This window comes from Lysobacter sp. cf310 (assembly GCF_900114355.1).
GTDB lineage: Bacteria > Pseudomonadota > Gammaproteobacteria > Xanthomonadales > Xanthomonadaceae > Lysobacter.
Genome location: NZ_FOSS01000001.1, coordinates 1,401,673 through 1,424,136, shown reverse-complemented (window position 1 = coordinate 1,424,136; position 22,464 = coordinate 1,401,673). Strand labels below are relative to the sequence as shown.

The 22,464-nt window shown below is 64.3% G+C and carries 15 protein-coding genes and 1 tRNA gene; 12 read left to right on the top strand and 4 right to left on the bottom strand.

Going from position 1 to position 22,464, the window contains the following annotated elements; translation table 11 throughout:
• Positions 1-58: 58 nt before the first annotated feature.
• Both BMZ45_RS06305 and BMZ45_RS06300 read right to left on the bottom strand, forming a co-directional pair.
• Positions 59-1,201 carry an AGE family epimerase/isomerase gene (locus BMZ45_RS06305; protein ID WP_254776569.1) on the bottom strand — a complete coding sequence of 381 codons (1,143 nt, stop codon included), beginning with the start codon at positions 1,199-1,201 and terminating at the stop codon, positions 59-61.
• A gap of 100 nt (positions 1,202-1,301) precedes the next feature.
• A complete protein-coding gene (locus BMZ45_RS06300) occupies positions 1,302-2,297 on the bottom strand; it encodes a carbohydrate kinase family protein (RefSeq protein WP_091633736.1) in 996 nt (331 codons plus the stop codon).
• Between the two features lie 596 nt (positions 2,298-2,893).
• Between BMZ45_RS06300 and BMZ45_RS06295 the strand changes: the two genes are divergently transcribed.
• The 8 genes from BMZ45_RS06295 (at position 2,894) to BMZ45_RS21095 (ending at position 14,552) form a co-directional block, all read left to right on the top strand.
• Positions 2,894-5,278 (top strand): GH92 family glycosyl hydrolase, encoded by a 2,385-nt coding sequence (locus tag BMZ45_RS06295; RefSeq protein WP_091633733.1) that lies wholly within the window; start codon positions 2,894-2,896, stop codon positions 5,276-5,278.
• 113 nt (positions 5,279-5,391) lie between these two features.
• Positions 5,392-5,467 (top strand) — tRNA-Ile (locus tag BMZ45_RS06290).
• A gap of 253 nt (positions 5,468-5,720) precedes the next feature.
• Positions 5,721-7,838, top strand: coding sequence for a type I restriction-modification system subunit M (locus BMZ45_RS06285; RefSeq protein ID WP_091633729.1), 2,118 nt, complete (start codon positions 5,721-5,723; stop codon positions 7,836-7,838).
• Positions 7,839-9,095, top strand: a complete 1,257-nt coding sequence (locus BMZ45_RS06280; protein ID WP_091633726.1) for a restriction endonuclease subunit S — start codon at positions 7,839-7,841, stop codon at positions 9,093-9,095.
• Positions 9,096-9,136: 41 nt separating this feature from the next.
• Positions 9,137-12,397, top strand: a complete 3,261-nt coding sequence (locus BMZ45_RS06275; RefSeq protein ID WP_091633724.1) for a type I restriction endonuclease subunit R — start codon at positions 9,137-9,139, stop codon at positions 12,395-12,397.
• A gap of 380 nt (positions 12,398-12,777) precedes the next feature.
• Positions 12,778-13,287: a hypothetical protein gene (locus BMZ45_RS06270; RefSeq protein ID WP_139215410.1), complete on the top strand. Its 510-nt coding sequence runs from the start codon at positions 12,778-12,780 to the stop codon at positions 13,285-13,287.
• A gap of 58 nt (positions 13,288-13,345) precedes the next feature.
• Positions 13,346-14,008 carry a hypothetical protein gene (locus tag BMZ45_RS06265; RefSeq protein WP_091633718.1) on the top strand — a complete coding sequence of 221 codons (663 nt, stop codon included), beginning with the start codon at positions 13,346-13,348 and terminating at the stop codon, positions 14,006-14,008.
• A gap of 73 nt (positions 14,009-14,081) precedes the next feature.
• Positions 14,082-14,552: a hypothetical protein gene (locus BMZ45_RS21095; protein ID WP_139215409.1), complete on the top strand. Its 471-nt coding sequence runs from the start codon at positions 14,082-14,084 to the stop codon at positions 14,550-14,552.
• Between the two features lie 498 nt (positions 14,553-15,050).
• Here the strand turns inward: BMZ45_RS21095 and BMZ45_RS21555 are convergent, their stop codons facing one another.
• Both BMZ45_RS21555 and BMZ45_RS06260 read right to left on the bottom strand, forming a co-directional pair.
• Positions 15,051-15,221 (bottom strand): hypothetical protein, encoded by a 171-nt coding sequence (locus tag BMZ45_RS21555; protein ID WP_175488948.1) that lies wholly within the window; start codon positions 15,219-15,221, stop codon positions 15,051-15,053.
• 25 nt (positions 15,222-15,246) lie between these two features.
• Entirely contained in the window at positions 15,247-15,597 is a 351-nt protein-coding gene (locus BMZ45_RS06260) for a nucleotide pyrophosphohydrolase (RefSeq protein ID WP_091634161.1), read from the bottom strand.
• A 338-nt stretch (positions 15,598-15,935) separates the two neighbouring features.
• On the opposite strand from BMZ45_RS06260, the gene BMZ45_RS06255 reads away from it, so the two are divergent.
• The 4 genes from BMZ45_RS06255 (at position 15,936) to BMZ45_RS06240 (ending at position 22,377) form a co-directional block, all read left to right on the top strand.
• Positions 15,936-17,027, top strand: a complete 1,092-nt coding sequence (locus BMZ45_RS06255; RefSeq protein ID WP_091633715.1) for a sensor histidine kinase — start codon at positions 15,936-15,938, stop codon at positions 17,025-17,027.
• Positions 17,020-17,877: a LytR/AlgR family response regulator transcription factor gene (locus tag BMZ45_RS06250; protein WP_091633713.1), complete on the top strand. Its 858-nt coding sequence runs from the start codon at positions 17,020-17,022 to the stop codon at positions 17,875-17,877. The genes BMZ45_RS06255 and BMZ45_RS06250 overlap by 8 nt, the downstream gene beginning before the upstream one ends.
• Positions 17,878-18,160: 283 nt before the next feature.
• Positions 18,161-21,256 (top strand): efflux RND transporter permease subunit, encoded by a 3,096-nt coding sequence (locus tag BMZ45_RS06245; protein ID WP_091633710.1) that lies wholly within the window; start codon positions 18,161-18,163, stop codon positions 21,254-21,256.
• Between the two features lie 23 nt (positions 21,257-21,279).
• Positions 21,280-22,377 (top strand): efflux RND transporter periplasmic adaptor subunit, encoded by a 1,098-nt coding sequence (locus tag BMZ45_RS06240; protein ID WP_091633708.1) that lies wholly within the window; start codon positions 21,280-21,282, stop codon positions 22,375-22,377.
• The last annotated feature ends 87 nt before the right edge of the window (positions 22,378-22,464 follow it).

Sequence of the window (22,464 nt, the reverse complement as noted above, 5' to 3'; positions counted from 1 at the left end):
GTGTTGTCAGGGGTGAGCGTCGGCGCAGGCCCCGTCTACGAGGGCGCGATGCGCCGGATCAACGCGGCCGCAGCAATTCCAAGGCGTCGTAGCACGCGCCCATGGTGTGATAGTCGGTCTTGCCGGCCGGGCTCTTCTCGTCGCTGTACTTGCGGTTCTGGCGATCCAAGATGCGGAACCACGCGCCGTGCCGGTGATCGACGAAATGCTCCCAGCTGTAGGCCCACAGGCGCTGATACCAATCCCAGTAGCGCGCATCGCCGGTGCGCTGGGCCAGGCGCGCGGCCGCGGCCAGCGATTCGGCCTGCACCCAGAAGTACTTGTCGTCGTCGCAGACCGCGCCGTTCGGATCGAAGCCGTAGCTCAGCCCGCCGTGCGCCTCGTCCCAGGCATGCGCGACCGCGGTGTCGAACAACTGCTGCGCGGTCGGCAACAACCACTCGACCGGCGCGCCGCGTTCCTGCGCGTGGTGGTCCAGGATCAACAGCAGCTTGGCCCACTCGGTCTGATGCCCGGGCTGGAAACCCCAGGGCCGGAACAGGTGCTTGGGATCGTCGCGGTGGTAGTCCCAATCGACGTTCCAGTCGCGGTCGTAGTGCTCCCACACCAGCCCGCCGGCCAGCGCCGCCTGCCGCCGTGTCATCTGGCTGGCCAGGGTGCGCGCGCGGTAGTAGTAGCGCGAGTCGCCGCTGGCCTCGTAGGCCGCGATCAAGGCCTCGCACAGATGCATGTTGGCGTTCTGACCGCGGTAGTCGGTGAAGCGCCAGCTGGCGTCGGCCTCGTCGCGGTAGAGCCCGGCGTCCTCGTCCCAGTACCAGGTCTCCAGCAGCTGCCAGGTTTCCTCCAGCCAGGGCGCGGCCTCGTCGATGCCGGCCTTGATCGCGCTGGCGTAGGCCAGCATCACGAAGGCGACCCCGTAGGCATGGTTGCTGCGGTCCTCGGGCACGCCGTCGCGCAGGGTCCAGGCGTAGCCGCCGCCGACCGGATCGCGATGGGCCTGGCGCAGATAGCGCAGGCCGTGGCGTGCGGCGTCGCGGTATTCGTCCAGGTCGAACTCGCGCGCGGCCATGGCGTAGTTGAAGACGAAGCGCGTGCTGCTGACCAGATGCCGGTGCGAGCGGTCGTAGACGCTGCCGTCGTCGCGGAAGTAATGGAAGAAACCGCCGGCCGGGTCGATCGCGCGCGGGTGGTAGAACGCCATGGTGTCGGCGATGTGCGCGCGCAGGAACGCGGGGTCGCGGAAATCCGGCAGCGTGCCGTCGTGCAGGGGGGCGTCGTAGCGGCTCATAGCGGTTCTTCCATCACGGCTGCTCTTCCATCAATAGCTCCACTTCCGAACGCGGCGGCATCGCCGCGAACGCGCCGTGGCGCGTGGTCGCCAGCGCGCCGGTCGCGGCGGCGTAGCGCAGCGCATCTTCGAACAGCGCGCGGTGCTCGAGGAAGGCCGGAAAGTCAGGGGCTTGCACGTCCAGCGTCGCCAGCCGGTGCAGCCAGCCGCCGACGAAGGCGTCGCCGGCGGCGGTGGTGTCGGCCGGCAGCACCTCGAAGGTGGGCAACTCGCCCTGGCGCGTGCGCGTGTACCAGCGGATCGGCGCGGCGCCGTCGGTGACCAGCACGCAGGTCGCATAGCCGTGCCACAGGCGCTGCAGGGCCGCGGTCTCGCTGCCCAGCGGCGCGGCCAGGAACGCGAGCTCGGAGCGGCTGAGCTTGATCGTGTCGGCCTCCAGCAAGGCCCGCCATACCGTAGGCAGCGGGTCGAAGGCGTCGGCCCACAGTGCCGGGCGCAGGTTGAGGTCCATGCTGACCAGCGCGCCGGCCTGGCGCGCGCGCTGCATGCCCGACAAGGTCGCGTTGGCGATGCCGGCCTCGGTCAGGCTGTTGGAGCAGACGTGGAAGGCCAGCGCATCCTCGAAGCAATGCGCCTGGTAGTGCTCGGCGCGAAACAGCAGATCGGCTGCGGGCGGGCGGTAGAAACTGAAACTGCGCTCGCCGTGCGCGTCCAGCGACACGAAGGCCAGCGCGGTTTTGGCGCCGGCGGTGCGCACCGTGTAGCGCACGTCCACGCCGACGTCGCGCAGCTGGTCGTAGAGGAAGTCGCCGAACATATCCTCGCCCAGCATGCCGACGAAGCGCGCCTGGCCGCCCAGGCGCGCGATCGCGCTGGCGACGTTGGCCGGCGCGCCGCCCGCGTATTCGACGAAGTGGCGCGACTCGCCCGGCCGTTGCGGCGGGCGCGCGAGGAAATCGATCAGGGCCTCGCCGAAGCAGACGATGGCTGCGCGCGGCTCGCGGGCCATCAGCACGCCGCTCCGTTCGGCGATGCCGACGCGAATAGTTTGGACTTGTTCGAAGCGTCCCGGCTGCAAATGCGCCGGCCGGCGACAGTCGCGGCCGCTGCGCGGGGCAGGGCACGACCGCTCATAGGGCGTCTCCGCAGGAGGCGGAAGCAATGGGGTTGGCGGCGCGAAGGGGTGGACGCATCGAGCCGATAGTACGCGCGGATATCGCACTGCAATCGTGCGCAAGCGGCATCATCGATACGGCCTGGATGCGCTTGCATCGGCCTGCCCCGGCGAACCGAAGCGCCGTGCCTGCGCCGCGCTGCCGCGTCGCGCGCCGAAACTCGTGGGCGGTGCTGCTCGAAATCGTTCGTCCAGGGCGGGCGCGGGTCGGCGCCGACGGGGTGCGGCCATGGCAACGAGCGAGGCTGGGGCGCATGCGTTGGATCGTTCTAATTGCATCGCATGCTGCGCCCCGCCGCAGCGCCGCGCATTCTGCGGTGCAGCATGCGGGCCTATCGGCCGCATGCTAGCGTTTGCAAGGTTTAGAACGATCTAAATTCACTGCCAGCGCCCCGGTCGGGTCCGCCCGGGGCGCTCACCCGGAGCCGTCCATGCCTGCCGATGTCTCGTCCCCGCGCCCCTCGCCCAAGCGCCGCCTGCCCTGGCCGCTGCTGTTGGCCTGGGCCATGAGCGGCCTCGCCGCCGCGGCCGCGCCGCCCGCGACCGACGACGCCGGTCGCCGCGCCTACGCCGCGGTCGATCCCTTCATCGGCACCGGCGGCGAAGGCCACACCTTCCCCGGCGCGGTGGTGCCGTTCGGCATGGTCCAGCTCAGTCCCGACACCCAGATCAAGCCGCGCAAGGAGGCCTACGGTTGGGCCGCGGGCTACCGCTACGACGACACCAGCGTCGTCGGCTTCTCGCACACCCATTTCTCCGGCACCGGCCACTCCGACCTCGGCGACGTGTTGCTGATGCCGATCGCGGGCGAGGTGCGCCTGGAGCGTGGCGAAGACGGCAAGCCCGGCAGCGGCTACCGCTCGCGCTTCCGCCACGACGACGAAGTCGCCCAGCCCGGCTACTACGCCGTCACCCTCGACGACTACCAGGTGCGCGCCGAACTCACCGCCACCGAACGCGTCGGCGTGCATCGCTACAGCTTCCCCAAGGGCAAGCCCGCGCACGTGCTGATCGACCTGCGCACCAGCATGTACGACTACCCCGGCAAGGTGCTGTGGTCGCGCCTGCGCCTGCGCCCCGACGGTACCGTCACCGGCTTCCGCGAAACCCGCGGCTGGGCGCCCGGCCGCCAGCTCTATTTCGCGATGCGCTTCTCGCGCCCGCTCAGCGGCCACCAGTTCCACGACACCGAACAGGACGTGATCTACAAAGGCTTCCCGCCGCCGGCCGAGAAGACGCCCGCGTTGCGCGCGCAGATCGAAGGCCGCCAGCTGGTCGGCGCCTTCGACTTCGCCGACGCCGCCGGGCAGTCGCTGGTGGTCAAAGTCGCGATCTCTCCGGTCAGCGAGGACAGCGCCATCGCCAATCTCGATGCCGAAGTCCCCGGCTGGGATTTCGACGGCGTGCGCGCGCAGGCGCGCGCCAGCTGGACCCAGGCGCTATCGGCGGTCGACCTCGACGCGCCCGAGCCGATGCGCAAGAGCTTCTACACCGCGCTGTATCACACACTGATGGGCCCCAGCCTGTTCATGGACAGCGACGGCCGCTATCGCGGCCCCGACAACGCCGTGCACCAGGCCAAGGGCTATCGCCACCACTCCACCTTCTCGTTGTGGGATACCTATCGCGCGCTGCACCCGCTGCTGACGTTGGTGCAGCCCGAGCAACGCAACAGCGACTTCGTCAATTCGCTGCTGGCCTCGCGCCGCGAAAGCCCCTACGGCGTGCTGCCGGTATGGGCGTTCCACGGCCAGGAGACCTGGTGCATGATCGGCTACCACGCCGTGCCGGTGATCGCCGACGCCTACATGAAAGGCATCCGCGGTTACGACGCCGACGAAGCCCTGCAGGCCATGGTCGCCAGCGCCAGCTACGGCCCCTACGACGGCATCGCCCAGTACATGGAACTGGGCTACGTGCCGATCGACGAAGAGGGCGAGGCCGCCTCCAAGACCCTGGAATACGCCTACGACGACTGGACCATCGCGCGCATGGCCGAGGCCATGGGACGCAAGGACATCGCCGCGACCTTCAACAAGCGCGCCGGCAACTGGAAACACGCCTTCGACGCCAAGACCGGCTTCATGCGCGCGCGCAAGCGCGACGGCGCCTTCCGCGAACCCTTCGATCCCACCGTCAGCGGCTACGGCAGCGACTACACCGAAGGCAACGCCTGGCAGTACTCCTGGTACGTCCCGCAGGACGTCGCCGGCCTCACCGCCGCGCTAGGCGGCGACGCCAAACTCGTCGACAAACTCGACCAGGTCTTCGACGCCAAGGTCGACCCCAAGATCTTCGAGCACATGGAAGACATCACCGGCCTGATCGGCTGGTATGCGCACGGCAACGAACCCAGCCACCACGTCGCCTATCTGTACGCCTACGCCGGCCAACCCTGGCGCACCCAGGAACGCCTCAAGCAGATCATGGCCACCCAGTACGCGCCGCGCCCCGACGGCCTGGCCGGCAACGACGACCTCGGCCAGATGTCGGCCTGGTACGTATTCACCGCCCTGGGCTTCTACCCGGTGGCCCCGGCCAGCAACGAGTACGTGATCGGCCGCCCCTTCGTCCCGCGCGCCACCCTCACGCTGCCCAACGGCAAGCGCTTCAGCGTGATCGCCGACGGCCTGGACGACGCCCACACCTACATCGGCCGCGCCACCCTCAACGGCCAGCCGCTGGACCGCGCCTACCTGCGCCACGACGAAATCCTCGCCGGCGGCGAACTGCGCTTCACCATGCAGGCGCAGCCCGACAAGGCCTGGGCGACCGACCCGAAGCAGCGGCCGTACTCGATGTCCTCCCAGCCCTGAGCCCGCAGCGGCCGCACCGCGCCCAGCGACGCGGCCGCCGCAGGCGTACCTAGCCGGCACCCCCGGCCCGGCTTATGCCGCGCGGCCCGCTCCCGTAGAATTCCCCGACGCGCGGGCCTATAGCTCAACGGTTAGAGCAGAGGACTCATAATCCTTTGGTTCCAGGTTCGAATCCTGGTGGGCCCACCATGTTGCGTCGGGTGGGTATCGGTTCTGCGGGAGGCGCATCAAAGGCTGCCGCGCTTCGCCAATCTTTGATGATTGGTCGCCGTATTTATCGCTTCTAAACCGGGTCAAGTCGATATGAGGATGGCTCCGGGCAGAATGGAGCCGGTTCGCATGTGGCCCGCCATGTAGGGCTCATGAAATTCAACCTGACCCAATTTCTTCTTGTCCAGCTGCAGCACTGCAGAGAAAGGGTCAACTCCGTTACGATTACGGAATGAATCGCGACCAACTCAAAAAGCTCGAAAACGACCTGTGGTCAGCAGCCGACAAGCTCCGAGCCAACTCAGACCTGAAGGCCAGTGAATACAGCACCCCGGTGCTGGGCCTGATCTTCCTGAAGTTCGTTGACAACAAATGCCGCCAGCACGAAGCGGCCATCGCGCAGGAGTTCAAGAAGCTCCAAGGCACTCGCCGGGAGCGGAGCGAAGAGGAAATCGCCATCGAAAAGTGCGGCTTCTATCTGAAGCCACAGGCACGCTACGACTACTTGCTCAACCTGCCCGAGAAGGAAAACATCGCCAAGGCCATACGCGCCGCGATGGCCAGCATCGAGAAAACAAAGCCCGAGTTGCTGGGCGTACTGCCGCAGGAGGAGTACGACCGCTTTACCCGCAGCCCCAAAAATCAGCATATCCCCAAGGACTTGCTCAAGCTGTTCTCCGACATCCCAGTGGACGCCTCGGGCGACGTCTTCGGCCAGATCTACGAGTACTTCCTGGCCAACTTCGCGCTCAGCGAGGGCCAGGGCGGCGGCGAGTTCTTCACGCCACGTTCTGTTGTCAAGCTCATGACCGAGATCATAGAACCCCACGGCGGTAAGGTCTTCGACCCCGCTTGTGGCTCGGGCGGCATGTTCGTGCAGTCGGCGGACTTCATCCACCAGCACCAGACCGACAAGGCGGCCGACCTTGATGTATTTGTCTGCGGCACCGAGAAGACGCTGGAGACGGTCAAGCTCGCCAAGATGAACCTTGCGGTGAATAACCTGCGCGGCGACATCAAGCAGGCCAACACCTATTACGAAGACCCCTTCAACGCCTTTGGCGCCTTCGACTACGTGATGGCCAATCCACCCTTCAACGTAGACGACGTGACGCTGGACGCCGTGGAGAAGGACCGCCGCTTCAACACCTACGGCGTGCCTCGCAACAAGACCAAGGCCAAGGCGTCGGGTGGGGGCAAGGACGGCAAGGAAAAAGCCGTCGAGACCGTACCCAACGGCAACTACCTGTGGATCAACCTCTTCGCCACGTCGCTCAAGCCCGGTGGCCGTGCCGCGTTGGTGATGGCCAATTCTGCCAGTGATGCCCGCCACTCCGAGGCGGATATCCGCCGCACGTTGATCGAGCAGAACCTTATCTACGGCATGCTTACGCTGCCGTCCAACCTGTTCTACACCGTCACTCTGCCGGCCACGCTGTGGTTCTTCGACAAAGGCAAGACGGATGAGAAGGTGCTGTTCATCGACGCGCGCAACATCTTCACCCAGGTTGACCGTGCCCACCGCGAGCTGAGCGACGAGCAGATCCAGAACATCGCCCTCATTCCCCGCCTGCACAAGGGCCGCCGCCAGGAATTCGTGGACCAGGTGGATCGCTATCTGCATCAAGGCATGGCTCAGCTCAAGGAGGCGGCCGAGCACCTGCCGGCCTTGAGCGAGCGCCTGCTGGCCGTGCTGGCCGAAGAGGCGGCCGACCCACAAACCAACCGGGCCGCGCGCGACGCTATCGCCGCGCTGCAGGCTCAGTGGGGCCAGCTCACCGCGCTGCAGCAGGCTCAAGCCCAGCACGAACGCAGCCGCGGCCAGAAGCACAGCGTGGATGACCGCAACGCCGCGCAGCTCACGCTGCGCGCCCGGTTCACGCCCTTCTTCAGCGGCGTGCACGCTGCCGTGAAGGCGCTGGACAAGGCCATTCGAGAAATGGACAAGCGCAAGGCCGAGGCCGCCAAGGCAGATGGCAAGCGCGCCACCGCCAACCGACAGACCAAGGGCGTGAAGGCGGCGGTGCAGGCCCTCCACGACGAGCTGAAGGCCGCCGAGCTGTACTACCAGCATGTGAGCTGGCTGCAGGAGCGTTTCCCGAAGGCGGCTTACGAAGACGTCATCGGCCTGTGCAAGCTGGCCAGTCGCGAAGAGATGGCCGAACAGGATTGGTCGCTGAACCCGGGGCGGTATGTAGGTGTGGTGATCGAGGAGGATGGGAAGACGGAGGAGGAGTTCCTGGCTGACCTACAGTTGTCCATGGATGATTTGGATGAGCTTGACAGCACTGCACTCCGCTTGAAGGCGATCATTGATTCCAACCTTAAGAAGATCTGCGAGTCCAGCTGAATGAATCGGTGGCGCGACATCAAGATCAAAGAGGTGAGCGAGTACGTGACGGTCGGCTTCGTTGGCTCTATGGCCGATCAATATGTCGAGACTGGCGTTCCGTTCCTGCGGTCGTTGAACATTCAGCCGTTCAGGCTCAACTACAACGACCTGAAATACATCCCTGAGTCGTTCCATGACTCCATCAAGAAGTCGAAGCTGCGCCCGGGCGATGTAGCCATTGTCCGCACGGGCTACCCGGGTACTGCCTGTGTGATCCCGGCGGACCTGCTGGATGCCAATTGCAGTGACTTGGTCATCCTTCGTCCCGGCCCAGAGCTAAATCCGCACTACATCGCAGCCATTTTCAATTCCTCCTTTGGTCAGAGCTTAGTAGGCGGAAATCTGGTTGGTGCTGCACAACAGCACTTCAACGTGACCGTTGCGAAGGAGTTGAAGCTGCGTCTGCCGCCCCGTAGCGAACAAGACAAGATCGCTGCTGTCTTGGTCGGACTGAACGACCTGATCGCCAACAACCAGCGCCGCATCGCCTTGCTGGAGTCCATGGCCGAAGAAATCTACCGCGAGTGGTTCGTGCGGATGCGATTTCCCAAGAGCGATGAATATGCGAACCAAACCCAGGTGGATCTCGTGCCGCTTGAACAGCTTGGCACCTTCCTCAACGGCTATCCGTTCGATCCAACGGAGCTGCATGACGAAGGACTACCGATCGTCAAGATCAAAGAACTAAACGCAGGCGTCTGCGCTGGCACGCCGCGGAACGCTGGCGACAAGATCCCCAGCAGATACAAATTCGGGAATGGCGACATCGTCTTCTCGTGGTCTGGCTCGTTGGTAGTTCAAGTCTGGCATCAAGGCCCCGCGTTGCTAAACCAGCACCTTTTTAAGGTCACACCAGCGACGGGAGTGTCGAGGGATTTTCTGTATTTCTCGATCAAGTTCGCCATTCCCATCTTCGAGTCGTTGACGACAGGCGCGACCATGCAGCACATCAAGCGCAAGGAGCTACGGTTTGTGAAGGTGCGGGTGCCTCAGCCGCTACTCATGAAAGCGTTCGACAGCTTGGTTTCACCCTTGATTGAAAAAGCTCTTCGACTAAAGCAGATCAGCGTGAAGTTGAGGGCTCAGCGCGAAGCACTACTCCCTCGCCTGATCTCCGGAAAACTCCGCGTCGATGCCTTAGACATTCAGTTTCCACCTAGTATGCAGGAGCAGCCGCCCGAAGGGGCCGCGCAGCCTGCGGCAATCTCCAGTTAACAGGTCTTCTTCCCCACAACGGGTAACGCCAGGAAGGTGCCATGGCCGCTGCGAAGAATTTCATCAGCGAAGACGACATCGAGCACGCTTTGCTGCAGCGGCTCCAGCACCTGTGCGGCTTCGATGCGCTGAATTGCTTCACAGTCCAGTCCGATGACCTGAACGACGGCTCCGGTCGCAGCGACAAGCGCGAGGTGATCCTGGCCGACCGGCTGCGCGCCGCGCTGGAGCGACTGAATCCGCAGGCCCCGGCCCACGCGGTGGACCAAGCCCTGGCCGAGTTGCTGCTGCCGCGCACCGCGATGAGCCTGGTAGCGGCCAACCGTCAGATGGATGCTTTGCTGCGCGATGGCGTGCCCGTGACCTACAAGCCCCAAGCTGGGCCCCAGGCGGGCCAGACGGTGACCGAGCGGCTGCGTGTGATTGACTTCGATTCGCCCGAGCCGCAGGACGGACGCAACCACTACTTGGTGGTGACGCAGCTCTGGGTGCGTGGCGAGCATGGCTACCGGCGGCCCGACATGCTGTTGTATGTGAACGGCCTGCCGCTGGTGTTCATCGAACTGAAGAACAGCAACGTCAAGTTGCGAGCGGCCTTTGAAGACAATCTCACGACCTACAAGGCCGAGATCCCGCAGCTTTTCACCGCCAATGCCCTGTGTTTGTTGAGCAACGGCATCGAGACCAAGCTGGGCAGCATTACCGCGCAGTGGGAGCACTTCTTCAACTGGCTTCGGGTGGACGACGAGAAAGAAGCGCTTGACCGTTCGGCCATTGCGGCGCAAGGACTGAGCGTGGAACGGGTGGTGCTGGGGTTGCTGAAGCCAGAGAAGTTGCTCGACTACGTGGAGAACTTTTGTGTGTTCTACCGCGAGACACAGAAGGTGATCGCGCAAAATCACCAGTTTCTCGGCGTGAACAACGCCTTCGCGCAGTTCCAGCGCCGCCGCGAGCTAAAAGGCAGGCTGGGTGTGTTCTGGCACACCCAGGGCTCGGGCAAGAGTTTCTCGATGGTGTTCTACACACGCAAGATTTTCCGGAAGCTCACCGGCAACTTCACCTTCGTCGTCGTGACCGACCGGGACGACCTGGACGGGCAGATCTATCGCAACTTCCTGCATACCGGCGTGGTGGCTCCGAAGGACGATGTGCGCCCACGCGATAGCGCCAAGCTGCGCGATATGCTGGGCAAGAACAAGCGCGTGGTATTCACGCTGATCCAGAAGTTTCGCTACGACAAAGGCAGGGACTACCCGCTGCTATCCGACCGAGACGACATCGTCGTCATTGTGGACGAAGCGCATCGCACGCAGTACGCCGGCCTGGCCGCGAACATGCGCGCCGGCCTGCCGCGAGCCAACTTCCTTGCCTTTACTGGTACACCGCTACTGGGCAAGGAGCGCAAGACCAGCGCCTGGTTTGGCGACTACGTGTCGGAATACAACTTCAAACAGAGCGTGGAGGACGGCGCCACGGTGCCCCTGTTCTATGAGAAGCGCGTGCCTGAGGTGTTAATCCAGAACGATGACCTGAGCGAGGAGTTCGCAGAGATTCTGGAGGACGAGAACCTCGACGATCAGGCGCAGGAGAAGCTGGAAAGGCGTTTCGCGCAGGAAATGGAGGTCGTCAAGCGCGAGGATCGGCTGGATACGATTGCGCGCGACATCGTCTACCACTTCCCACGCCGCGGCTACCTGGGAAAAGGCATCGTCATCTCGGTGGACAAGTTCACCGCTGTGACCATGTTCGACAAAGTGCAGGCGCTCTGGAAGGCCGAACTCAAAGTATTGAACGGCCGTATCGCGGCCACGAGCAACGATGTGGAGCGCCAGCGCCTGAGGCAGCTCAAGGCCTGGATGGGTGCGGCGCAGATGGCGGTGATCGTCAGCGAAGAGGCCGGCGAGGAAGAGAGATTCGCCAAGAAGAAGCTTGACATCAGGCCTCACAGGCAGCGCATGAACACGCTGGATGAACACGGCCACGATATCGAGTTCAACTTCAAGGATCCCGAGCACCCGCTGCAACTGGTGTTCGTCTGCGCAATGTGGCTGACGGGTTTCGATGCGCCGACGGTCAGTACGCTCTATTTGGACAAGCCGATGCGGGGCCACACACTTATGCAGACTATCGCGCGGGCCAACCGCGTGAGCAGTCATGAAATTCTGGGTGTAGCCAAGCGGAACGGCGAGATTGTGGACTACTACAACGTCTTTCGCCGCATGAAAAAGGCGTTGAAAGACTATGCCGCCGGCCCCGAGGACGAAGAGCTGCCCGTGCAGGACAAGAGCCAGCTCTTCGCCCTGCTGGACGAGGCCATTGAGCAAGGTCTGACGTACTGCCATAGCCAGGAGGTGCCGCTGCACGAGGCGCTGGACCGTGGCGACGTGTTCACCAAGCTGGGCCAGTTCAACGGCTTTGCCAACACGTTGCTGGCCTCCGAGGAGCAGCGCAAGTCTTTCAATGTCTACGAGAACACGATCTCGTCGCTGTACGAGGCCTGCAAGCCCGAAGTGCTCGAACAGAAGAAGGGTCGCGTTGTGTCGGCCTTCCAGTACCTGCGCGGGGTAATGGATAGCATCGTGGAGCAGGCCGACATCGACAGCGCAGTGCAGCGCATCGAGGCGCTACTGGATGCCAGCGTGGTCGTGGACAATACCGAGGCCTTCTCGGTCAAGGAATTCGAAGCGCAGTACGACATCGTGCAGCGCGGCAAGGCCTGGGACCTGAGCAAGGTGAACGTTGAGAAGCTGCGTGAGGAGTTCAAGAACGCGCCCTTCAAGAACATCGAGATCGCAGACCTCCAGGCCTTCTTGCAGCGCAAGCTGGCCGAGATGCTGGCGCAGAACACCACGCGCGGGGACTTCTTGCAGCGGCTGCAGAACGTGATTGACGCTTATAACTCGGGCGCCACCTCCACCGAGAATTACTACGAAGAGTTGACAGCCTATGCTAAGGAACTCAAGGAAGAGGCTGAGCGCCATATCCGCGAGGGGCTAACCGAGGATGAATTGGAGCTTTTCGATCTGCTGAAGAAGGACGCCCTCACTCAGGACGAAACGCAGCGCGTGAAGCTTGCGGCTAAGCATCTACTGCGGCGCTTGATGGAAGAGCAGCCTAAGGTGCTGGTGCAAAACTGGCACCAGAGTACGCAGACGCAACAGCAGGTGCGAGCCGAGATCGAACGCGTGCTCGATGCCGACCTTCCGGAAAGCTATGACCGTACCACCTTCAAACAGAAGTGCGACAACGTCTACGACCTTGCCATTGCGTACGCGCTGCACGGCAGGAAGTGGGCGGCATGAGCGTGGGTTGGCGGGGGGCGCTGCTGAAGGGAGCCGTGTTACATGCTGTGCCAGAGAAATGAGGTCAGTTCATTCTCGCAGCGGCAACTGCCGAAACGTGACGGGCTCATTTTCGATCCTTTTCGCAACGCAAAGTTCGCAAAATCCAACCTGACCCTATTTCTGTGGGGGCTGTGGCGGCTTCCGCCCCGAAGCGGACATCCGCTGGATGCACGCTCTGCCCAGATTGTCGGGTCCGGCTACAGGTCGGCTTGTTGACCGGACCTGGCAGCCCTAAGATCGAGGTGTATAAAGGGGGGGGCAAAACACACCATTTGGTGCGCTGCGGATAAGTCGTATTACAGGACCTAGAGATCCGGCTATTGGGTAGTTGGGTGCGCATGAAGATCACCGGCAGCTGGCAGATCGCACATCTAAGCGAATCGCAAAGATTCGTCCTTTACGCTGGCGCGTATCTCGAAGCCTCGCGATCTGTATGCCTCCGCATGCGTGCCGAGGATACTGAGAACACTTGGCCCAATGCGGCAGTGACAATGATGCTTGCGGCTCACGCCGTGGAGCTATTCCTTAAGGGTGTCATCCACAGTCGAGACCCAAAGGCACTCGCCAAGATCCATCGCATTGATCAGCTTGCCGAGACTTACTACGGATTGTTCCCAGAGGAGGAATTCGCCTTCGACGTCCCGTTTCAGGGGGATTACCCCGGCTTTTCCGAAGACGAGATCGCTACACTCAAGAAGGAGGAGCCGATTCCGAGCATCCTTTTTCGCTACCCAGTAAAGTCATCGGGCGTCGAATGGCAGGGGGTCCATGGATTCGAGGCGCAGGGGTTTCTTGAGCTTATCGCAGAGCTAAGAGATGTTTTCTCGCGCATCAGCGATCGCATCTAGCAATTCACTCAAGCCGAATCCGCTTCGCGGATCAGCTTAATTCCGGACTTAGTTGTCTATGGCGCATCTCAGTCAATTGCAGAAGCTCAAGCTCGCGATTACCGTCGGCGCGCTTGTGGTGGCCGCCGTACACGTCATCTGGCCTAAGCTAGCAATTGACGCAATCACGCTCGGGCTTGTCGTCGTCGCCCTGCTCCCTTGGCTGGCACCGCTGGTGAAGTCTGTCGAGCTGCCGGGCGGGCTGAAAGTTGAGCTACAGGAGGTAAAGGATGCCGCTGGAAAGGTAAGGAATGCGGGTCTATTGGAGCCTTCGGCCAATCCCGAAAGGATTGAACATACTTTCCTCCAGGTCGCTCAGCGCGACCCCAACCTCGCGTTGGCAGGTTTCAGAATCGAGATAGAGCGCCGATTGGTTGCGCTGTGTGAGCGGAACGGAATCTCGGCTAAGAACCGAGGCTTGGGATATCTCCTGCGCGCGCTCAGCGAGAAAAATTTGCTCACCCCGGAGCAAAGTTCGGCCATTGCAGATTTGGCGTCCCTTCTCGACTCTGCCACACATGGCGCTTCGGTGGATCCGGCTGCGGCGCAGTGGGCGCTTGATATTGCCCCTGAGCTTCTAGAATCCCTGTCGCGTCTGATCTCACCCACCGGCCCCAAGACATTCGTTGGTGCGCAGCAGCCCCGATTCGCCCATGAGGGTGACTTTTGGGTGCAGGAATAGACAGCTAGTAATTCATTTGGGCCGACATCGCTTTGCAGTGCGACCCGATTTAGGCGTTAGATAGGGGCAATTCGTGGGGATTGAAGTACTAATTTCACTGCTGGCCGGCTTGCTCAGCATGACACTAGGTGGAATTGCATCCACCGATGCAATTCGCAAAGCTTTGGGACATCTTCTAGGGGCAGAGGTCGTCCCTGTTGAGAAAAGCTATAGCGAACGCCTTGCCGAACTTACGGCAAGTCTAATTGACGCATCTCAACAGGTAGATTCAATTCTTGTTGAGCTTTCACAAGTGGCGCAAGAGAAAGAACGCGCTGCATTGAAGCTGGCGGGCGAACTTGCTGAGTTGGAAGGGAAGGAGCTCGAGCTTAGAGAGCGCGTCGATGCACTCCAGAATATGCCTCTCCCAGCGGTAGAGCACTTCGCAAAGATTATTGGATCGGGTGAGAAGCGCAGTGCAAAGCGTGACTATATCCTCTTCGGTGCGGGCGTTGTAGTTAGCACTGCTATTGCAATCGTCTTAAAGTTGATTGGACTTGGCTAAAGCTATGTCTATCAATTCATTCAAGCTGAAATCATTTCGGGGATCGGCTTGGTTCAGGTGTTGGGCTGTGCGGGAGCCTGTCGTGGAGATGACGTGACCACTAGAGCAATCTATTGCAGTAGGTGCCGCGATTTGAATGGGCACCACATTGCTCGCGGCAGGGTCGACCCTAGCGTCTTTAGGCGCATTACTGTTGTTGGTCGCAAGAGGAGCGGCGCCTATAGTTGCAAGTGTGAGTGCGGCCATACTTGGTCCTCCGTGTCTCCGGAGGCAGCGGAGCTCTACAAGCGGGCGGGCCTCTAGTGCTGCCCAGTAATTCATTCAGGCCGAACCCGCTTCGCGGGTCTACAGAAGCGGGGCAGATCGGACTGCCCCACATCCCACAGATGGAATAGGATCAGATTCATTTCCGCAGCGGAAACAGTCAAGAACAGTGGCAGGTTCATTTTCGATCCGTTCGTAACGCAAAGTTCGCAAGATCTAACCTGACCCTATTTCTCAACCTGACCCTATTTCTGTGCTGTCGGAGAGGGTGGCCTGCGACCATTGCTTGAGTCCTGGCGCATAGCGGCCGGTCCGCTGCAGGTATCCATGCGCGATGACCTCTTCGATATCGAGGTTGTCGTGGTCATCGAGAAACTTCGACTTCGTCGACTGGTAGACGATCAAAGGCCGCCCTCCTTGTGGCCGTCGCTCATAGTTCGGTGTATTTCTTGCTATTGCCTCTGGCCAGATCGACCGGGTACTTGGAAGCATTGACCTCCAGCTTCTTCCAGGCTGCCGCGATCGGGTCTATGCCGAGCTTGTCCGCGAATCGGAGCAGGTATAGCAGGACGTCGGCAGTCTCCTCGGCGACGGCCGCTAGCTTGGACTCGTCCAGGGCCTGGCTTTGAGCGTCGGTGAGCCATTGGAAATGCTCGAGCAGTTCCGCGGCTTCCACCGACAAGGCGGTGGCCAGATTCTTCGGGGTGTGGAACTGGTCCCATTCCCGGGCCAGGGCGAACTCCCGCATGGCCTCCTGCAGAGCCTCGATACTGCGTTCCATGTTGCTCATCCGTGCGACGTCAGAGCAATGCTAGCTCACCGGAAGGCTGGGGAGTCGACACCCCGCTGGCGGTCGGTTGACGCTAACCTCCTGACCAGGAATGGGGTCAGAGTGCACTTCACGAGACGCGCTGGCTGGATGTCATAAAGAGCAGCCTGCTCCCATGTCAGGTCCTGTTACCCCGTCGTTCCCGATAGGCCTGCTTTGCCACAGCCGGGGCCAGGGCCGAGCGCCGCGCGGAATCGCCGAGCCGTTCGAATCGCCCGACGAGCCGTTGCCGGGATCGCCGGTTCCGGGGTTAGCATCCACGCATCTGCGTCAGCGCGTTCCCGGCACCCATGGCCATCACCGCATCCCGTCCTTTCGATCTGCCGCGCGAGCGCCTGTTCTGGTTGCTGCATCTGGGCGGCTGGGCCGCCTATTTCAGCCTGGGCTATCTGCAGTCGGTGGCCTACGGCAAGCCGGCGGGCTATTGGGTGGTGCCGCTGACCGCCACCGTCACCGGTTCGCTGGTCACCCTGGGCTTGCGCTATCTGCTGCGCAGCGCCTGGTCGCTGTCGCCCCGGCGTCTGCTGGCGGTGATGGTGGTGCCGATCCTGGCCAGCTCGGCGGTGATGGACCTGATCACGCGGCGGGTCATGATCGAGTTCTGCGACACCTGCGTGCCGATGAACAACGCTGCCTACGTCGCGTACGCGCTGGGCTATATCTACGTGGTGCTGGCCTGGGTCGGGCTGTACATGGGGATCAAGTACTACCACCAGCTGCAGGACCAGACGCGGCGGGCGCTGGCCTCGCGCACCATGGCCCATCAGGCGCAGTTGAAGATGTTGCGCTACCAGCTCAACCCGCATTTCCTGTTCAACACGCTCAACGCCATCTCGACCTTGATCCTGGATCGGGACAATCCCACCGCGAATCGCATGGTGCAGGGCCTGTCCTCGTTCCTGCGCCACTCGCTGGACAGCGATCCGATGCAGCGGGTCACTCTGCGTCAGGAGCTGGACGCGCTGACCTTGTACCTGGACATAGAGAAGATGCGCTTCACCGAGCGGCTGCGCGTCGAGACCGACATAGAAGAGGAGTGCTGGCGCGCGTTGCTGCCGAGCCTGTTGCTGCAGCCGCTGGTGGAGAACGCCATCAAGTACGCGGTGGCCAAGCGGGTCGAAGGCGGGCTGTTGCGGATCGAGGCGCAGCACGAAGGCGAGCACCTGGTGCTGCGGGTCATCGACGACGGCCCCGGTTGCGGTGCGCTCGAGAACGGCGAGCTGCCCCCGGGCAAGGGCGTCGGCTTGCGCAACACGCGCGAGCGTCTGGCCGTGCTGTACGGCGACAGCGGCGGCTTCATGGTTCGCAATCGCCGCCGCGGCATCGAGGTGGAGCTGCGCCTGCCGTTCGAAACCAAGGCGCCGGGGAGTAGTCATGGATAACAGCGTTCGCCATCAGGCAGTCGAGCGGGAAGACCGGCTGGCCCAGGCCCGGCTGCGTACCATCATCGTCGACGACGAGCCGCTGGCGCGCCGCGGTCTGGAGCTGCGGCTGAGCGAGCACGCGGACGTGGAGGTGGTGGGCCAGTACGGCGACGGTGCGGCGGCCATCGCCGCGGTGCACCTGCAGCGCCCGGACCTGATGTTCCTGGACGTGCAGATGCCGGGGGTCGACGGCTTCGAGGCCCTGCGCCACATACCCGCGGCGGAGATGCCGCTGGTGGTGTTCGTCACCGCCTACGATCATTACGCGATCCGCGCCTTCGAGGCCTCCGCCACCGACTATCTGCTCAAGCCCGTGGACGAAGGCCGCCTGGCGCAGGCGTTGGCGCGCGTGCGCTACGCGCGGACCCAGCGCGATGCCAGCGGCCACTGCGCGCACCTGCTCGGCCTGCTGGGCGAACTCAGCGGCCGGGAGCCGCTGGGGCTGGACGAAGCGCTGCGCCCGGACGTCATCGAGCAGCTGCGCAACGACAACAAGCTGGCGGTGCGCGACGGAGGCCGCACGGTGCGTATCGACCTGAGCAGCATCCGCTGGATCGTTGCCGCGGGCGATTACATGTGCATCCACACCGACGGCGAAACCTTGATTCTGCGCGGGACCATGCGCGAGCTTGAGAAGCAGTTGGACCCGCAGCGCTTTCCGCGCATCCATCGCTCCACCATCGTCAATGCCAAGCGGGTGGTGGAACTGCGCCCGCACACCAACGGCGAAGGCTTCATCCGGCTGGACTGCGGGCAGGAACTGAAGCTGTCGCGCACGCATCGGGAAAAAGTGGCCCTGCTGATCTGACGCGGGCCGCTTTGGCGCGCGTCCGCGCCCGCTCTCCCGCGCTGGCGGGAGTTAAACGGCATGCGCGCGATTCTTGCGAACCGTATCGGGCCGCGAGCGCGGAGGGCCGGGCAGTGCCCGCGCGTCGCAGTGCTTGCGGCCAGGGCGCCGATAGCGCGCATCGCATGCGGCGAACGCTTGGTCGCACCACTGCAACCACTGGTCGCAGACTGTGACTTCCGGCCCATAGCGTGGTCGCGGGCGCGGCGCATCGTGCGCCGGCCTGCCTGCCGACGAATGCGCCATGAAGATCACCGAAGCCTCCTTGCGCAATCCCGCCGCCGTCGCCGTCGCCGTGGTGATGGTGTGCGCCTTCGGGTTGATGAGCCTGCTCGACCTGCCGCTGCAGCTGTTCCCGGACATCGAGCGCCCGCAGATGTCGATCCAGACCGGCTGGCGCGCGGCATCGCCGCAAGAGATGGAATCGGAGATCGTCGAACCGATCGAGGCGGTGATGCAGGGCCTGCCGGGCCTGGAGGAAATCGCGTCCAATGTGCAGGCCGGTAACAGCCAGATCAGCCTGACTTTCGCCGTCGGCAGCGACATGGACGCGATGCTGGTGGAAGTGCTGGCGCGCATGAACCGCCTGCAGCCGCTGCCGCGCGACGCGACGCCGCCGGTGGTGCAGGCCGGCGCGGACAACGCCAACAATTCGCTGACCTTCTTCTTCGTGCAGAAGCTGCCGGGCACGCCCGGCGACATCCTCGACTATCGGCAGATGATCGAGGACCGCATCGTGCCGCGCCTGTCCGCGGTGGAGGGCGTGGCCGGGGTGGAGATCAACGGCGGCGCGCCGGAGGAACTGACGATCACCCTGAATCTGGAGCGTGCCGCGGCGATGGGCATCCAGATCCCGGAGGTCGCCGCGGTGGCCGCGCGCGCCACGGATGTGTCCGGCGGAATCGTCCAGGCCGGTCGTCGCGAGTACGTGATGCGCTTCGCCGGCCGCTATTCCCCCGAGGCCCTGGGCGAGCTGATCCTGGCCTGGCGCGACGGCCGTCCGGTGCGCCTGGGCGATGTGGCGCAGGTGGAAGTGAAGCGGCCGGAACAGCGCTTCTTCGCCTATCAGAACGGCAACCCCGCGATCGGCTTGCGCATCCTGCGCGAGAACGGCGCCAATGTCCTGGACACCCTGAACGAAGTGAAGGCGGTGGTCGAACAGGTGCGCGAGAAGGAGCTCAAGCCGCTGGGTCTGGACATACGCCAGAGCTTCGATGCGTCGGTGTTCATCAACCGCGCCGTGGGCCTGCTGTCGGGCAACCTGTTCGCGGGCGTGCTGCTGGCGATCGGCTGCCTGTGGTGGTTCCTGCGCGACGTGCGCGCCACCACCCTGATTGCCTGCGCGATTCCGATCTCGCTGCTGGCCACCTTCATCGTGCTGCAGCTGACCGGGCGCAGCCTCAACGTGATTTCGCTCGCCGGTCTGGCGTTCGCTGTGGGCATGGTGATGGACGCGGCCGTGGTTGTGGCGGAGAACATCGTGCGCCTGCGCGAAGAGGGCATGCCCGCCGGCCGTGCCGCGCTGGAAGGCACCCGCCAGGTCGGCGGTGCGCTGTTCGCTTCCACGCTCACGACCGTGGCCGTGTTCCTGCCCGTGATCTTCATGGAGGACGTGGAGGGGCAGTTGTTCGCCGATCTGGCGCTCACGATCTCGATCGCGGTCGGCATCTCGCTTCTGATCGCGTTCACCGTGCTGCCGGCGGCCGCGGGCAACTGGCTGCGCGTCGGCAAGCAGAACCCGCAACAGCATCGCTACTGGGCCGGGGTCAGCGAATGGGCCCTGCGTACGACGACCGGCCGCCGCCGCCAGTGGGCTTGGGTCGGCGCGCTGGTGGTGGCGCCGATACTGCTCACATTCGCCCTGTTGCCGCAGATCGACTACCTGCCGCCGGTGAAGCGCGCGGCGGTGGATGCCGTCTTCAATTTTCCGCCGGGCATGAGCCCGGAGCGCGTCAATCGCGAGATCGTGCCCACGATCCTGCAGCGCATGCGCCCGTACATGGACGGCGAGAAGGCGCCGCAGCTGAGCAACTGGTACATCAACGTCTGGCCCGGCGGCGGCACCATCGGCGCACGCGTGGTCGACCCGGACGATATCGGCGAGCTCGAGCGCATCGTGCGCGACGAGATCGTGGTCGGTTTCCCCGATACCCGCGCCTTCGCCGGCGAGGGCGAGCTGTTCGGCAGCTTCGGCGGCTCGGCGCGTGCGATCCAGATCCACCTGCAGCACGGCGACGGCGACGCGCTCGCGCGCGCGGCGGAAGCCGGACGCAAACGCCTGACCGAACTGTTCCCCGGCGCGAACGTCCAGGCCTGGCCCAATGCCGACGCGGGTACGCCGGAGCTGCGCATCAGCGCCGACGACCGCCGCCTGGCCGAAGCGGGCTGGCAGCGGCCGGAGCTGGGCACCGTGGTGCGCACGCTGGGCGACGGCCAGTGGTTGGGCGAGCACTTCGACGGCGACCGCCGCCTTGCCATCATCCTGCGCAGCAATCGCGAGGAAGATTTCAGCCGTCTCGACGCGGCGCCCCTGGCCACGCCGCAGGGCGGTCTGCTGAGCCTGGGCGAGTTGGCGCGGGTAGACACCGTGCTGGCGCCCAATCAGTTGCGCCGCATCGATCGCCGTCGCACCGTGACCCTGACGGTGGACCCGCCGGCGGCGATGTCGCTGGAGGAGGCGCTGGACATCGTCAACCAGGACGTGGTGCCGGCACTGCGCGACGCCCTGCCCACCGACGCCGCGATTCGCATCTCCGGCAGTGCCGACCGCCTGGGCCAGGTCGTGCGCACCATGGGCTCGAACTTCGCGATGGCGCTGGTCGTGCTGTTCCTGCTGATGGCCGCGATGTTCCGTTCGCTGCGCGACAGCGCATTCGTCATGGCGACCTTGCCGATGGCCGTGTTCGGCGGCGTTCTCGGCCTGCTCGCGCTGGATCTGGTCGCGGGGCAGACGCTGGATCTGCTGTCCATGATCGGCTTCATCATGCTGCTGGGCATGGTCATCAACAACGCGATCCTGCTGGTGGCGCAGACCCGCGACGCGCAGGCGGCCGGCGCGTCGCTGGAGACGGCGCTGCAGCAGGCACTGGAGCAGCGTCTGCGTCCGATCCTGATCGCCGCGCTGACCGGTGTGCTGGGCGCGTTGCCGATGGCGATCAACCCGGGCCCCGGCGCCGTGATCTACCGCGGCTTGGCCGCGGTATCGGTCGGCGGCGTCGCGCTCAGCCTGGTGTTCACGGTGGTACTGGTGCCCGCGCTGCTGCGTCTGGCCGAGGCCCGCCGTCCCGTGCGCATCCGCGACGCCGCGCCGGATGGCGCGCTGCCCGACCCCCTGTCCTGACCTCCTTCCCCACGGAGTACGCCATGCGCACCTTGCACAAGACACTGATCGCCGCGGCGCTCGCCGCCGCATTGTTCGTTCCGTTGTGGGACTACGACGCCGACGCGAGCGCTCCAAAAAAACCCGACGCGCCGCCCGCGATCGTCGGCGTGGCCGCCGCCGTGAGCACCGAGCTCGCGCCGCGCCGCTGGGCATCCGGCAGTGTCATCAGCCGTCAGGATGCGCGCGTGGCCAGCGAACAAAGCGGCCGCGTGGTCCGCGTGGCCGAGGTCGGCCAGCACGTAAGCGCCGGTGAGCCTTTGGCGGTGCTGGACGACGCGGTGCTGCGTCTGCGCGAGCAGGAAGGGCAGGCGGAGCTTGCGCGCATCCAGGCCCAGCTCGATCAGGCCACGCGCCAGGAGCAGCGCTACGCGCAACTGGCCGCGCAGCAGAACATCGCGCGCGCTCAGTACGAGCAACTGCGCGCTGATCGCGACGTGCTTACGCAGGACCGTGCGCGTTCGCAGGCCCTGCTGGCGCAGACGCGGCACCAGCGCGCGCAGATGACCGTGCGCGCGCCGTTCTCCGGCGTGGTCGCCGAGCGCCAGACCCAACTGGGCGAGTACGTGGCCAGCGGCGCGGCGGTTGCCCGACTGGTCGACACCTCGGCGCAGGAGGTGCGGGTGCGCGCGCCGGTGGACCTGGCCCGCTACCTCGTGGTCGGCATGCCGGTGCTGGTGCGGGTGGACGGCCGAGAGCGCACCCATCCGATCAGCGCGTTCGTGCCGGTGGGCGACGAGGCCTCGCGTCAGTTCGAATTGCGCATCGCGATGGATGCGCGCGAACTGCCGGTCGGCACCGCGGTGGAAGTGGGCATGCCCAGCGCGGCTCCGCGCGTGACCGTGGCGGTGCAGCGCGACGCGGTGATCCTGCGTCGCGAGGGCAGTTTCGTGCTGCGCGTGGGCGCCGACAACAAGGCCGAGCGCTTGCCGGTGCGGACCGGCACCGAGGTCGGCGACCTGGTCGAGATCAGCGGTGAGGTCAGGCCCGGCGATCGCCTGATCGTGCGCGGCGGCGAGCGGGTGGAACCCGGCCAGGCGGTGACCGTGCAGGAGGCGGCGAGCCGGGTGGCGCTGCGTTAGCGCAAAGGGTGTTGGGTTCATTTCTGACCGAGCGCCGCCGCATCGGCGCTTCGCCGGCGCGGACGGAAAGGGGCCGCGAGGACGGGG

What these genes read in the sequence shown, in the direction of transcription:
- BMZ45_RS06305 (WP_254776569.1), bottom strand. Translation starts at nt 1,201, where the DNA reads ATGGCGTTCTACCACCCGCGCGCGATCGACCCGGCCGGCGGTTTCTTC.
- BMZ45_RS06295 (WP_091633733.1), top strand. Translation starts at nt 2,894, where the DNA reads ATGCCTGCCGATGTCTCGTCCCCGCGCCCCTCGCCCAAGCGCCGCCTG.
- BMZ45_RS06300 (WP_091633736.1), bottom strand. Translation starts at nt 2,297, where the DNA reads ATGGCCCGCGAGCCGCGCGCAGCCATCGTCTGCTTCGGCGAGGCCCTG.
- BMZ45_RS06280 (WP_091633726.1), top strand. Translation starts at nt 7,839, where the DNA reads ATGAATCGGTGGCGCGACATCAAGATCAAAGAGGTGAGCGAGTACGTG.
- BMZ45_RS06270 (WP_139215410.1), top strand. Translation starts at nt 12,778, where the DNA reads ATGAAGATCACCGGCAGCTGGCAGATCGCACATCTAAGCGAATCGCAA.
- BMZ45_RS06275 (WP_091633724.1), top strand. Translation starts at nt 9,137, where the DNA reads ATGGCCGCTGCGAAGAATTTCATCAGCGAAGACGACATCGAGCACGCT.
- BMZ45_RS06245 (WP_091633710.1), top strand. Translation starts at nt 18,161, where the DNA reads ATGAAGATCACCGAAGCCTCCTTGCGCAATCCCGCCGCCGTCGCCGTC.
- BMZ45_RS06285 (WP_091633729.1), top strand. Translation starts at nt 5,721, where the DNA reads ATGAATCGCGACCAACTCAAAAAGCTCGAAAACGACCTGTGGTCAGCA.
- BMZ45_RS06240 (WP_091633708.1), top strand. Translation starts at nt 21,280, where the DNA reads ATGCGCACCTTGCACAAGACACTGATCGCCGCGGCGCTCGCCGCCGCA.
- BMZ45_RS06250 (WP_091633713.1), top strand. Translation starts at nt 17,020, where the DNA reads ATGGATAACAGCGTTCGCCATCAGGCAGTCGAGCGGGAAGACCGGCTG.
- BMZ45_RS06255 (WP_091633715.1), top strand. Translation starts at nt 15,936, where the DNA reads ATGGCCATCACCGCATCCCGTCCTTTCGATCTGCCGCGCGAGCGCCTG.
- BMZ45_RS06265 (WP_091633718.1), top strand. Translation starts at nt 13,346, where the DNA reads ATGGCGCATCTCAGTCAATTGCAGAAGCTCAAGCTCGCGATTACCGTC.
- BMZ45_RS06260 (WP_091634161.1), bottom strand. Translation starts at nt 15,597, where the DNA reads ATGGAACGCAGTATCGAGGCTCTGCAGGAGGCCATGCGGGAGTTCGCC.